Source organism: Mesorhizobium sp. 10J20-29, assembly GCF_054130485.1.
Window position 1 is genome coordinate 4,842,636 of record NZ_CP199156.1, and the last position, 13,173, is coordinate 4,855,808.

13 protein-coding genes are annotated in these 13,173 nt (G+C 64.6%); 5 read left to right on the forward strand and 8 right to left on the reverse strand.

Translation table 11 applies throughout. The features are described 5' to 3' along the window. Positions 1-23 precede the first annotated feature (23 nt). From ACT2BZ_RS23325 to ACT2BZ_RS23350, 6 genes are all read right to left on the reverse strand, one after another. On the reverse strand, positions 24-1,013 hold the full coding sequence (locus tag ACT2BZ_RS23325) for an ABC transporter permease (RefSeq protein WP_457938179.1): 990 nt from the start codon (positions 1,011-1,013) through the stop codon (positions 24-26). Next, a complete protein-coding gene (locus tag ACT2BZ_RS23330; RefSeq protein WP_457938180.1) occupies positions 1,010-1,888 on the reverse strand; it encodes an ABC transporter permease in 879 nt (292 codons plus the stop codon). The genes ACT2BZ_RS23325 and ACT2BZ_RS23330 overlap by 4 nt, the downstream gene beginning before the upstream one ends. A gap of 39 nt (positions 1,889-1,927) precedes the next feature. Further along, the gene (locus ACT2BZ_RS23335; protein ID WP_457938181.1) at positions 1,928-2,755 is read right to left on the reverse strand and encodes an ABC transporter ATP-binding protein; all 828 of its coding nucleotides are present in this window, start codon (positions 2,753-2,755) and stop codon (positions 1,928-1,930) included. 7 nt (positions 2,756-2,762) lie between these two features. Beyond that, positions 2,763-4,211, reverse strand: coding sequence for a dihydropyrimidinase (gene hydA / locus ACT2BZ_RS23340; protein ID WP_457938183.1), 1,449 nt, complete (start codon positions 4,209-4,211; stop codon positions 2,763-2,765). A gap of 72 nt (positions 4,212-4,283) precedes the next feature. Next, the gene (locus ACT2BZ_RS23345; RefSeq protein WP_457938184.1) at positions 4,284-5,534 is read right to left on the reverse strand and encodes a Zn-dependent hydrolase; all 1,251 of its coding nucleotides are present in this window, start codon (positions 5,532-5,534) and stop codon (positions 4,284-4,286) included. Between the two features lie 12 nt (positions 5,535-5,546). Further along, a complete protein-coding gene (locus tag ACT2BZ_RS23350) occupies positions 5,547-6,875 on the reverse strand; it encodes an aminotransferase class III-fold pyridoxal phosphate-dependent enzyme (protein WP_457938185.1) in 1,329 nt (442 codons plus the stop codon). Between the two features lie 238 nt (positions 6,876-7,113). On the opposite strand from ACT2BZ_RS23350, the gene ACT2BZ_RS23355 reads away from it, so the two are divergent. The 5 genes from ACT2BZ_RS23355 (at position 7,114) to ACT2BZ_RS23375 (ending at position 10,201) form a co-directional block, all read left to right on the forward strand. After that, on the forward strand, positions 7,114-7,752 hold the full coding sequence (locus ACT2BZ_RS23355) for a TetR family transcriptional regulator C-terminal domain-containing protein (protein ID WP_457938187.1): 639 nt from the start codon (positions 7,114-7,116) through the stop codon (positions 7,750-7,752). 38 nt (positions 7,753-7,790) lie between these two features. After that, positions 7,791-8,402, forward strand: a complete 612-nt coding sequence (locus ACT2BZ_RS23360) for an RNA polymerase sigma factor (RefSeq protein WP_457938189.1) — start codon at positions 7,791-7,793, stop codon at positions 8,400-8,402. Continuing rightward, positions 8,399-8,776 (forward strand): VOC family protein, encoded by a 378-nt coding sequence (locus tag ACT2BZ_RS23365; RefSeq protein ID WP_457938191.1) that lies wholly within the window; start codon positions 8,399-8,401, stop codon positions 8,774-8,776. Before ACT2BZ_RS23360 ends, ACT2BZ_RS23365 begins: the two co-directional genes overlap by 4 nt. An 89-nt stretch (positions 8,777-8,865) precedes the next feature. Beyond that, positions 8,866-9,672: an NYN domain-containing protein gene (locus ACT2BZ_RS23370; RefSeq protein WP_457938192.1), complete on the forward strand. Its 807-nt coding sequence runs from the start codon at positions 8,866-8,868 to the stop codon at positions 9,670-9,672. Between the two features lie 220 nt (positions 9,673-9,892). Beyond that, complete coding sequence (locus ACT2BZ_RS23375) at positions 9,893-10,201, forward strand: EthD family reductase (protein WP_457938194.1); 309 nt, start codon at positions 9,893-9,895, stop codon at positions 10,199-10,201. Positions 10,202-10,264: 63 nt separating this feature from the next. Here the strand turns inward: ACT2BZ_RS23375 and preA are convergent, their stop codons facing one another. After that, entirely contained in the window at positions 10,265-11,578 is a 1,314-nt protein-coding gene (gene preA / locus ACT2BZ_RS23380; protein WP_457938196.1) for an NAD-dependent dihydropyrimidine dehydrogenase subunit PreA, read from the reverse strand. 2 nt (positions 11,579-11,580) lie between these two features. Beyond that, positions 11,581-12,948, reverse strand: a complete 1,368-nt coding sequence (locus tag ACT2BZ_RS23385) for an NAD(P)-dependent oxidoreductase (protein ID WP_457938198.1) — start codon at positions 12,946-12,948, stop codon at positions 11,581-11,583. Positions 12,949-13,173: the final 225 nt, after the last annotated feature.

Below are 13,173 nucleotides of genomic sequence, written 5' to 3' on the forward strand. Positions count from 1 at the left end.
CTACCCTCTTGTTACCCTCGGAACTACGCCTGTCCCCCACGGACAGACGGATGCCAAAACGTGACGGCCCTTTCGATCAGGGCGATCACGCCATAGAAGACGGAACCGCAAAGCGCTGCAACTGCGATTTCGGCCCAAACCATGTCGATGTTCATGCGGCCGACCTCTGTCGAGATGCGGAAGCCCATGCCGACCACCGGCGTGCCGAAGAATTCCGCGACGATCGCGCCGATCAGCGCCAGCGTCGAATTGATCTTCAGCGCGTTGAAGATGAAGGGCGCGGCCTCCGGCAGCCTGAGCTTGAACAGCGACTGCCAGTAGCCCGAGGCGTAGGTGCGCATCAGGTCGCGTTCCATCTGTCCCGTCGCAGCCAGGCCCGCCACCGTGTTCACCAGCATCGGGAAGAAGGTCATGATGGTCACCACCGCCGCCTTCGACTGCCAGTCGAAGCCGAACCACATCACCATGATCGGCGCCACGCCAATGATCGGCAACGCCGACACCATGTTGCCGATCGGCAGCAGGCCGCGGCGCAGGAACAGGAAGCGGTCGGCGAGGATCGCCACCGCGAAGCCCGACAAGCAGCCCATCGCGTAACCGGCGATGACCGCCTTGAAGATCGTCTGGTAGACGTCCGCCGCAAGGATCGGGATCGAGTTGGCGATGCGCACGCCGATTGCCGAGGGCGGCGGCAGGAGAATGAACGGCACCTCGAAGAGGCGCACCAGAACTTCCCAGAAGAACAGCAGAACCAGTCCGAAGGACAGCGCCACGAAACCGTCGCGCAGCCGGGCGAGTGTCAGGCTTTTCGGATGATAATAGGACAGGCTGGCATTGCCCCACCACGCCAGGAACCATACGGCGACCGCCAGCGTCAGCCCGGCTCCCTTGCGGCCGGCCACGAAAGCCGGGTCGTCGAGCGCGTGCAGCACGAAGGCGGCAATGACCACCGCCACCACCACCGCTGCGAGGCTTCGCCAGGCCGGTATCGTCGAGTTCGGTTGCGCGCTCATGCCGGCCGCGCTCCCATCATCTTCTCGGTGATCCGGCCGGCCAGTCCGACCAGCGTGACGAGGATCACCGCCACCACCGAGCCGGCAACCAGCGCCGCCCACATGTCGATCGACTGGCTGTAGTAGGAGCCCGACAGCAGTTTCGCGCCGATTCCGGCGACCGCGCCCGTCGGCAGTTCGGCGACGATGGCGCCCACCAGGCTCGCCGCCACGCCGACCTTCATCGAGGCAAACAGGAACGGCACCGAGGCCGGCACTCTGAGCTTCCAGAAGGTCTGCGCCGAGCTGGCGTTATAGGTATGCATCAGGTCGAGATGCGTCAGTTCCGGCGAGCGCAGCCCCTTCACCATGCCCACCACCACCGGGAAGAAGGACAGGTAGGTCGAGATCAGCGCCTTGGGGATGATGCCGGTTACGCCGATGGCCGCGAAGACGACGATCACCATCGGCGCGATGGCGAGGATGGGGATTGTCTGCGAAGCGATGATCCACGGCATCAGGCTGCGGTCGAGCGAGATGAAATGCACGATGCCGACGGCAATCGCGATGCCGAGCGCCGTGCCGAAGGCGAAGCCCAGCAGCGTCGAGGAGAGCGTGATCCAGGCGTGGTAGACGAGGCTGCGATTGCTGGAGACTTTCCGCAGGAACGTGTTCTCGAAGAAATTCCGCGCCACCTGGTGCGGCGCCGGCAGCGTCGGCTTGGGCTGCGACAGGGTCGCCCCGACGAACTCCATGGTGCTTCGCGTGACGTCTCCGCGCCGGTCCAGATCGCGCTGGAACGGCGCATTCAGCATCACCGCGCCGACATACCAGACAACCACCAGCGCCGCGAGAATGATCGTCACCGGCAGAAACTTGTCGCGCGCCCTCTCCATCAGTGGGCTCCCGCTGCCCGCCCGGCAACTGTCTGCCCCTCAATCATCATAGCTGTGCCCGGCCCGCAGCCCGTCGCGCACGCGCGCCGCAATCGCCAGGAATTCCGGCGTCTCGCGAATGTCGAGCGGGCGCTCCTTCGGCAGCGTCGACTCGATCACGTCGGTCACCCGGCCGGGCCTGGGCGACATCACCACGATGCGCGTCGACAGGTACACCGCCTCGGGGATCGAATGGGTGACGAAGCAGATCGTCTTCGTCGTACGCGCCCACAGTTCCAGCAGCTGCTCGTTGAGATGGTCGCGCACGATCTCGTCGAGCGCGCCGAACGGCTCGTCCATCAAGAGCAGGTCGGCGTCGAAGGCCAGCGCCCGGGCGATCGAGGCGCGCTGCTGCATGCCGCCCGACAGCTGCCACGGATACTTGTTGCCGAAGCCGGTCAGGTTGACGAGGTCCATGGTGCGCTTGATGCGCTCGGCCTGCTCGACCTTGGACACGCCCATGATCTCTAGCGGCAGCGCGACGTTGCGGTCGATCGTGCGCCACGGAAACAGCGCCGCCGCCTGGAACACGTAGCCGTAGGCGCGCGCCTCGCGCGCCTCGCGCGGGCTCATGCCGTTGACCGTGATCGTGCCCTCGCTCGGCTGCTCGAGATCGGCGATGACACGCAGGAACGTCGTCTTGCCGCAGCCCGATGGTCCGATGAAGGAGACGAACTCGCCCTTGCCGATCGACAGGTCGACGTCCGACAGTGCCCGCACCGGCCCGTCGCCGGTCTCGAAGGTCAGGCCGAGCTTTGTCGCCTCGACGACGGCCGGGCCGGCCGGCTGGCTGATTGCTTGCGTTTCGGTCTCCCCGGATAGTGTCATGCGCTGGTCAGACGCCCGCCGGGATGCCGCTGCGCTCGACCTTGCGCGGCGCAACCACTTCCTTCCAGGTCGACAGCGCGCGGTTGACCGCGCCATGCGGCTCGCGCGCCACGAACTCGCCGTGCCCCGGCTTGGTATGCACGTCGCCCTCCTGGATCACCAGTTCGCCGCGCGACAGCACGAAGCGCGGCAGGCCGGTCACCTCGATGCCCTCGAACACGTTGTAGTCGATCACCGATTGCTGGCTCTTGGCCGAGATCGTCTTCTTGCGCTTGGGATCCCAGACCACCAGGTCGGCATCCGCGCCTTCGACTATGGCGCCTTTCTTCGGATACATGTTGAGGATCTTGGCGATGTTGGTGGAGGTCACGGCGACGAATTCGTTCATGGTAAGCCGGCCGGTGTTGACGCCCTTGGTCCATAGCACCGGCATGCGGTCCTCGAGACCGCCCGTGCCGTTCGGAATCTTGGTGAAATCCCCGACGCCGGTACGCTTCTGCTTGGTGGTGAAGGCGCAATGGTCGGTTGCCACCACCTGCAGCGAACCCGCCTGCAGGCCGGCCCAAAGCGAATCCTGATGCAGCTTGTTGCGGAAGGGCGGGCTCATCACGCGGCGCGCCGCATGGTCCCAGTCGGGATTGGCGTATTCGCTCTCGTCGAGCACAAGGTGCTGGATCAGCGGTTCGCCATAGACGCGCATGCCCTTCTGCCGCGCCCGGCGGATCGCCTCGTGCGCCTGCTCGCAGGAGGTGTGCACCACGTAGAGCGGCGTGCCGGCCATGTCGGCGATCATGATCGCCCGGTTGGTCGCCTCGCCCTCGACTTCCGGCGGCCGCGAATAGGCATGCGCCTCGGGCCCGTCATTGCCGGCCGCCATCAGCTTCTGCTGCAGCTGCGCAACGACGTCGCCGTTCTCGGCATGCACCAGCGGCAGCGCGCCGAGTGCGGCACAGCGCTGGAACGACGAATACATCTCGTCGTCGTCGACCATCAGCGCGCCCTTGTAGGCCATGAAGTGCTTGAACGAGGTGATGCCCTTGTCGACCACCGTCGCCATCTCGTTGAACACCTGCTCGCCCCACCAGGTGATGGCCATGTGGAAGGAGAAGTCGCAGGCCGCCTTTGAGGTCTTGTTGTCCCACATCTGCAGCGCCTCGAGCAGCGACTGGCCGGGCGCCGGCAGGCAGAAATCGACCACCATCGTCGTGCCGCCGGAGAGTGCCGCGCGCGTGCCGCTCTCGAAATCGTCGGCCGAATAGGTGCCCATGAACGGCATCTCTAGATGCGTGTGCGGATCGATGCCGCCCGGCATGATGTAGCAGCCCGTGGCGTCGAACTCGTGGTCGCCATGCAGGTCGGGGCCGATCGCCACGATCTTGCCGTGCTTGACCAGCACGTCGGCCTTCCAGGTGCGGTCGGCGGTGACGACGGTTCCGTTCTTGAAGACTTTCGACATATTCAGCAATTCCCCTGTTCTATCCGCGCTTCTTCTGAGCTGCGTTGCACTTTTCCGTCTGGCCGAATCACCTCACTCCACAATCCCCGCCGTCTCCACCACCGCGTGGAACAGCACATCGGCGCCGGCCGAGGCCCATTCGGGATAGATCTCCTCGGCCTCGTTGTGGCTCAGCCCGTCGACGCAGGGGCACATCACCATGGCGGTCGGCGCGACGCGGTTGATCCAGCAGGCGTCGTGCCCGGCGCCCGAGACGAGGTTGCGGTGTGAATAGCCGAGACGCTCCGCGGCGTCGCGCACGGCCTTCACGCAGCCCGGATCGAATGTCACCGGGTCGAAATGGCCGACCTGCTCGATCTCGAAGGAAATATCGAGTGCCTCGCAGATCGTCTCGATGCCTTCGCGGATACGCCCGTCCATGGCGTCGAGCACTTCCTTTTCCGGCGAGCGGATGTCGACGGTAAAGACGGTGCGGCCGGCGATGATGTTGCGCGAGTTGGGGTAGACCTCCATGTGGCCGATCGCACCGACCGCGTCCGGCTGGTAGTCCATGGCGATCTCGTGCACCAGTTCGGTCACCCGCGCCATCCCAAGCCCGGCATTGCGGCGCTTGGGCATCGGCGTCGAGCCGGTGTGGCTCTCCTTGCCGGTCAGCGTCACCTGCAGCCATTTCAGGCCCTGGCCGTGCGTCACCACGCCGATATCGATGCCCTCGTCCTCGAGGATCGGCCCCTGCTCGATATGCAGTTCGAAAAAGGCGTGCATCTTGCGCGCGCCGACTTCCTCCTCGCCCTTCCAGCCGATGCGGGCTAGCTCGTCGCCAAAACTCTTGCCCGCCTTGTCCTTGCGCTCGTAAGCCCAGTCCTGCTCGTGCACGCCGGCAAACACGCCCGACGCCAGCATCGCCGGCGCAAAGCGCGTGCCTTCCTCGTTTGTCCAGTTGGTGACGACGATTGGATGCCTGGTCTTGATGTCGAGATCGTTCAGCGAGCGCACGATTTCGAGTCCGGCGAGCACGCCGAGCACGCCGTCATACTTGCCGCCGGTCGGCTGCGTATCGAGATGGCTGCCGACATAGACCGGCAGCGCATCCGGGTCCGTACCCTCGCGGCGGGCAAACATGGTGCCCATCTGGTCGAGCCCCATCTCGAGCCCGGCCGCCTTGCACCATGTTTCGAAGAGCTTGCGCCCTTCGCCGTCCTCGTCGGTCAGCGTCTGGCGATTGTTGCCGCCGGCAATGCCGGGGCCGATCTTCGCCATCTCCATGAGCGAATCCCACAAACGCTCTGAATTGATTCTGAGATTCTCTCCTGGAGCCGCCATGCCTGCCCTTTCCTAGTCGATCGCGCGAAGAACTTTGCGCACCTGGTCGATCAGCTCGTCTATCTGCGCCTTCGAGATGATCAGCGGTGGCGACAGCGCGATGATGTCACCCGTGGTGCGGATCAGCGCCCCGTTCTCGAACGCCTTCACGAAGGCCGAGAAGGCGCGCTTGGTCGGGCTGCCGGCAATCGGCTGAAGCTCGATTGCGCCGATCAGGCCGATGTTGCGGATGTCGATGACATGCGGCTCGCCCTTCAGCGAGTGCAGCGCGTCCTCCCAGTAGGGCGCGAGCTCGGCGCCGCGCGTCAGCAGCCCCTCTTCCTTGTAGGTGTCGAGCGTGCCGAGTGCGGCCGCGCAGGCGATCGGGTTGCCCGAATAGGTGTAGCCGTGGAACAGCTCGATCATGTGCTCGGGCCCGGTCATGAAGGCGTCGTGGATTTCCTTTTTCACGAACACCGCGCCCATCGGGATGACGCCGTTGGAGACGCCCTTGGCGGTGGTGATGATGTCGGGCGTGACGCCGAAATAGTCTGAGGCGAACGGCGTGCCGAGGCGGCCGAAGCCGGTGATGACCTCGTCGAAGATCAGCAAAATGCCGTGCTTGGTGCAGATATCGCGCAGCTTCTGCAGATAGCCCTTCGGCGGGATCAGCACGCCGGTCGAGCCGGCTACCGGCTCGACGATGACGGCCGCGATCGTCGAGGCGTCGTGCAGCGTGACGATGCGCTCCAGCTCGTCGGCAAGCTCGGCGCCATGCTCCGGCTCGCCGCGCGTGAAGGCGTTCTTGGCTAGGTTGTGCGTGTGCGGCATGTGGTCGACGCCGGCCAAGAGCGTGCCGAACATCTTGCGGTTGGTAACGATGCCGCCGACCGAGATGCCACCGAAATTGACGCCGTGATAGCCGCGCTCGCGGCCGATCAGGCGGGTGCGCGAGCCCTCGCCCTTCACGCGCTGGTAGGCGAGCGCGATCTTGAGCGCCGTCTCGACGGATTCGGAACCGGAATTGGTATAGAAGACGTGGTCGAGCCCCTCGGGCGCCAGGTCGACCAGCCGGTTGGCCAGTTCGAAGGCGTTGGGGTGGCCCATCTGGAAGGCCGGCGCATAATCGAGCTCGGCTGCCTGCTGCTGGATCGCCTCGGTGATCTTCGGCCGGCAGTGGCCGGCATTGACGCACCACAGGCCCGCGGTGCCATCGAGCACCTGTCGACCGTCGGTTGTCGTGTAGTGCATGTCCTTGGCGGCGGCCAGCATGCGCGGCGCCTGCTTGAACTGCCGGTTCGAGGTGAACGGCATCCAGAATGCACTGAGATCGTTCGGTGTGACTTTCAGCCGGTTGGACATGACCAAGCTTCCCCTTCAGTCTTGTTACGATACGGCCAACGCTTGGTCTTTGCGGCCTTTTCATGCTACGCAAATTTTTGACCGGATGGACAAACGTTAGCACCGCCAGAGAGGCGGTCAAGGGATTACTAGCGGAAATGAAGCCCTGCGAACCCGCTCCACAGGTCGATAAAAACTGGTCCAGCCTATTGGGCCACAGCCAGGCCTCCTGGAGCGCTCGCAGCGGAACGCGATGACCATGGACGCCCCTGCCCCACGCCGCACCCGCATCCAGCGTGAAAAGCGCGACCTCATCCTCGAGGCAGCGCTCGACGTCTTCTCCACGCATGGCTTCCGCGGCTCGACCATCGACCAGATCGCCGAGGCCGCGGGCATGTCGAAGCCCAACCTGCTCTATTATTTCCGCCGCAAGGAAGACATTCACGAGACGCTGATGCGGCGCCTGCTCGACACTTGGCTGGCGCCGCTTCGCGAGATCGACGATGTCGGCGACCCGGTCACCGAGATCCGCAGCTACATCCGCCGCAAGCTGGAGATGGCGCGCGACTATCCGCGCGAGAGCCGGCTCTTCGCCAACGAGATCCTCCAGGGCGCACCGCGCATCATGCCGATGCTCGAAGGCGAGCTGAAGAGCCTGGTCGACGAGAAGGCCGAGATCATCAAGGGCTGGATGCGCGCCGGCCGCATCACCGCCACCGACCCGCGCCATCTCCTCTTCTCGATCTGGGCGACCACCCAGCACTATGCCGATTTCGACGTGCAGGTCCGCGCCGTGCTGGGCCCCGACCGCGGCGGCGACGGCCGTTTCGAGGACGCCGCACGCTACCTCGAGCAACTGTTCCTGACCGGGCTGGTGCCAAGGGCGCGACCTGAATGAGCCTGCAGCCTGGACTGTCGGAGTCGGCGCTCCGGCGTATGCGCAATTATGCTGGGCGTTACGCGCGGCTCTCCGACGAAGCCGACGACCTTGTCCAGGACGTGTTGCTCGCCGCGATCTCCCAAAACCGAAAACTAGACGACGAGCGCTTCCTTGCCTGGGCGTTCGGTGCCATCCGCCTGCGCGCCAGTTTTGTCGCCCGCACGGCTGCGCGACGCCGTCGCCGCGACAGCGATTTCGCCTCCTGCGACAGGTCCTCGCCGAACGTCCTGCCGGGACTGCCGGAATGTTTTCTGTCATGCCTGCCTCCGTCGCTACAGATTCTCGCTCGGCTGGTCGTCCTCGGCATGGACCGGCAGGAGATAGCCTATCTGCTGGCGGTACCCGACACGGCACTTAGACAGCGGATCCGCGCGCTGAGGAGGGCCATCGCCAGGAGCAGCTATCGAATAGACGAACCTGTCACCTCGCTGCCGGCAACGGTATTCGATGGCCTGCGTCGCCGCGCGCTCAGGCGGTCGCTCCAACACGGGTCTGGCCGCCGCATCGCCATCGCCGACCCCGACGGCCAGAATATTCTGCTCGCGGTTGCTCACGTTTCGCCCTCAGGCGGCAACAAGGGGTGCATGTCAAACAGGAGCAAGCCGTGACCCAGATCTTCAATTCCGTCGCCATCATGTTCACAGTCGGCGATATCGACCGCACGGAAGCCTTTTACCGCGACCATCTCGGTGTCCGGTTCACCCGCAATACGGAGGAAGACGGCCTGGAATGGCTGCTCGCCAAGCTCGGCGGTTCGACCGAGCTCATCGTGTTTCCAGGCGAACCAAAGGTCGGCAACACTCCGGTCATCGTGTTCGGTCTCGAACATGGCGGCATCGACGCCGCCGTCGCATCGCTCGCAGCGGCCGGCGTCGAAATCGTCACCCCCGTGTCCCATGCCCCCGGCGGCTGGAGCGCAGAGTTTCTCGACCCCGACGGGCAGCCTGTTGCCTTCTTCCAGACATCCGACCTGCCGCGCTGACGGACCCGAATTCGTTCAATTTCACCACGTCTCGAAAACGCGAAATTCAAACCTTGGCATTAGGGTCCGCACGCAAAAGGGACCGGTGCATGGACAAGCTCCCCCTGGCAGTGTTGATCGACGGCGAGAATGTCTCCGCGAGCCACATGCCGTCGATCATGGAACATGCGAAGCGTCTAGGCGAGCCGCTGGCCCGCTGCGTGGTCGGGGACTTTGCTGCCAATCGACTGTCGGAATGGGCCGACATTGCGCCGGAGCACGCTCTCGAAACCTGCTTTCAGCGATCGGGCGGCAAAAACAAGAATTCGGCCGATATCGCCCTGACGATCCGCGCCATGGACCTGCTCGCGGAAAGGCGTTTCGGCAGCTTCCTCATCGTCTCCAGCGATCGCGATTTCGCGCCGCTGGCCCTGCGTCTTCACCGCTCCGGTTTCCCTGTCTACGGTATGGGCACAGCGACAGCCGGTAGCGCCTGGCGCGCCGCCTGCACGGAGTTCCTTGAGCTGGTTAAAAGGGATCCGGCCGGGAATGCGAACGGTGCAGCGATTGACCCGCCTGCCCCCGTAGAGAAAGCTTCACCTTCTGCCAAGCCGGCCTGGAGCATCGAGGACCGTGACGCAGTCGCGAAGAGTCTCGAGAAGGCAGCCTCCGAGAAATCGCCGTGGATCAGGCTGTGCCAACTCGGCCAACATCTACGCGCTGACTCAGCGCCTCTCGCAAAAAGGCTTCGCAACGGAAGGCTTCTCAAGAACCTTCGCTTGGACCCGCTCTTTTGTCTGCAAGGCAAGAACCAAAACATTGAAGTCCGTCTCAAGGCTTCCAAAATGACCAAGCCCCGCGCCACGCCCCCTACCCCCTCCCGGACATCACCCCAGGACTCGCACGCGCTAGCGTGAGTTGCCCGGTGTCGCGGTTGCCGCATGTCGTCCTGCTGGCAGGACAACGAGCAGGCGCGCCGTTCACCACGCAGCGCCTCTCCCGTTCGAACATGATCCTGCGTCTCAATGAACGAATGGTCGATTGCCCGGACGCAACGGCTCGCGCACAGTGCGGCAGGGATTCGAGGCGGTCAGCCCGCCGCGGAAGAGACTGCAAGACGACCGGGAGGAAAATGCCGTGGCCAAACTGCTCGTTGTCTACAAGGAGCCGAAGGACAAGGCTGCCTTCGACGCCTACTATTTCTCGACGCATGTCCCCATCGCCAAGAAGATTCCCGGCCTGAAGAAATACTCCGTCAGCACGGGGGGCATCGGCTCTCCCGCCGGCCCGACCGGCAATCATCTCATCGCCACGCTGCAGTTCGATGGTCTGGAGGACATCCAGAAGGCCTTCGCCTCTGCTGAGGGACAGGCGGCCGCGGCAGACATCGCGAGTTTCGCCGACGGCGGCGCCGACATGCTGATCTTCGACGAAAAGGACCTCTGAGCCCTCCAGCGGGCGGGGCGTTCAATACGCTACGCGAACGCCGCCGCCCGCTTCGGGAGGAACCTACTCCGCGGCGACCTTCGCCGCGGGATTGTTCGGATGCTCGGTCCAGTTGGCATAGACCGGCGACACCGGTTTTCCGGTGCGCTCGTCCATCACGCCGGCCGCCAGCGGCTCCATGGTGATGCAGTTCTCCACCGGGCAGACATTGACGCAGAGGTTGCAGCCGACGCACTCGGCCTCGATCACCTCGAAATGCCTAACCCCGTCGACCCTGTTGGTGATCGCCTGGTGCGAGGTGTCCTCGCAGGCGATATGGCAGCGGCCGCACTTGATGCAGGCATCCTGGTCGATACGCGCCTTGGCGACATAGTTGAGGTTGAGATACTGCCAGTCGGTGACGTTGGGCGTGGCGCGGCCGATGATGTCGTCGAGCGAGCGGTGTCCCTTCTCGTCCATCCAGTCCGAAAGCCCCGCGATCATCTCCTCGACGATCTTGAAGCCATAGGTCATCGCCGCCGTGCAGACCTGCGCGTTGCCGGCGCCGAGCGCCATGAACTCGGCCGCGTCGCGCCATGTCGTGATGCCGCCGATCGCAGAAATCGGCAGGCCGGCGGTTTCCGGATCGCGCGCGATCTCGGCCACCATGTTCATGGCGATAGGCTTCACTGCCGGGCCGCAATAGCCGCCATGCGTGCCCTTGCCGTCGATCGTCGGCTCCGGCGCGAAGCTGTCGAGGTTGACCGCGGTGATCGAATTGATCGTGTTGATCAGCGACACCGCGTCTGTGCCCCCGGCAAGCGCGGCGCGTGCCGGCTTTCGGATGTCGGTGATGTTCGGCGTCAGCTTGGTGATCACCGGCATGCGGGTGTTCTGCTTGCACCAGCGCACCACCATCTCGATGTATTCCGGCACCTGGCCGACAGCCGCCCCCATTCCGCGCTCGCTCATGCCGTGCGGGCAGCCGAAGTTCAGCTCGATACCGTCGGCGCCCGTCTCCTCGACCAGCGGCAGGATCGCCTTCCAGGCCTGCTCCTCGCAGGGCACCATCAGCGACACCACCATCGCCCGGTCGGGCCAGTCCATCTTCACCTGCTTGATCTCGCGCAGGTTGGTCTGCAGGTCGCGGTCGGTGATCAGCTCGATGTTGTTGAGCCCGAGCAGCCGGCGGTCCGCGCCCCAGATCGCGCCGTAGCGCGGCCCGTTGACGTTGACGACGGGCGGGCCTTCCTCGCCGAGCGTCTTCCACACCACGCCGCCCCAGCCTGCCTTGAAGGCGCGAACGACATTGTAGGCCTTGTCGGTCGGCGGTGCAGAGGCCAGCCAAAAGGGGTTGGGGCTCTTGATGCCGACGAAATTGTTGCGGATGTCTGCCATGCTCATGCCCTCCCGTTGGCGGTGAGTGCCCGGTGGATGCTCTCGGCGGCATCCCTGCCCTGCGCGACCGCCGAAACGGTCAGGTCGTCGCCGCCGAAGATGCAGTCGCCGCCGGCCCAGACCTTGCCGAGCGACGTGCGACCCTCCTCGTCCACCCTGATGCGACCGCCCTCCAGTTCGATGGCCGGACCGCTGCCGTTCAGCGCGTCGCCGACGAAAGTCTGGCCGATCGCCTTGAACACCTGGTCGGCAGGGAAGGTCACGGTCTGGCCGAGCCCGACCAGCTTGCCATCCTGCAGCGCGGTGTATTCGAGTTCGATTCCCGCGGCCTTTCCGCCCGCATCGACGACGACGCGCTTCGGCTGCATCCAATGGCGGATCGTCACTCCCTTCGACGCCGCGAGATCCTGCTCGAACTCCGAGGCGTTCATGTGCTCCTTGCCGCGCCGGTAGCAGATCGTCACCTCTTCGGCGCCAAGCAGTTTCGACTGCACGGCGGCATCAATGGCCGTCATGCCGCCGCCGATTACCACCACGCGGCGTCCGACCGGCAGAGCCGACAGGTCGTCGGCCTGACGCAGCACCGAAATAAACTCGACCGCCGCCTCGACGCCTTCCGCATCCTCGCCCTCGGCCCTCAGCGCATTGACGCCGCCGAGGCCCATGCCAAGAAACACCGCATCATAGGCAGCCGTCAGGTCGGCGAGATGCACATTGTCGCCGAGCGCCCGGCCGTAATCGATGACGATGCCGCCGATGGCGGTCACATAGTCGACCTCTGCCTGCGCGAAATCGTCGGTGCTCTTGTAGGCCGCGATGCCGTACTCGTTCAGCCCGCCGGCCTTCGGCCTGGCTTCCAGAATGGTCACCGCATGACCGTAGCGCGCCAGACGGTGCGCAGCCGCAAGGCCGGCCGGCCCAGCGCCAACCACGGCGATTTTCTTGCCGCTCGGGGCGGCGCGCTCATAAAACTGCTTGTCCCGCGCCATCGCGATGTCGGTGGCGTAGCGCTGCAGGCGGCCGATCTGCACCGGCTTGCCCTCGGCCACCTCGCGCACGCAGACTTCCTCGCACAGCGTCTCGGTCGGGCACACGCGGGCGCACATGCCGCCGAGAATATTCTGGTCGAAGATCGTCTTGGCCGAACCGATCGGGTTGCCGGTCGAGATCTGGCGGATGAACCGCGGAATGTCGATGGAGGTCGGGCAGGCCTGCATGCAGGGCGCGTCGTAGCAGAAGTAGCAGCGATCGCTTTCGACCAGCGCCTCGTGATGGTCGAGCGGCGGATGCAGGTCGGAAAAATTCTCGGAATACTGGGAAGCTTCCAGCCGCTCGCCGGCTATCCCCTCCTTGAAACGGCCTTCAGGCATGCGGGATCCCCATTGTTGTTTTGGGGAAAGGCTAGCACGTTTTCTTTTTTTATCAATCGGTCAAATTTTGCGGCAAGCCCCTGTTTTGGCTGCCTAAATAGATGACAATTTCAGTCATGTTTAAACCCGGGCGACGCGCCGTTTCCGTCGCCGACGACGCCGATGGGTGGCGATCGTCGGCTTGAAAGTTCGGCGGGCCAGAGAGCGGCTCTCCGACCCGCAGTA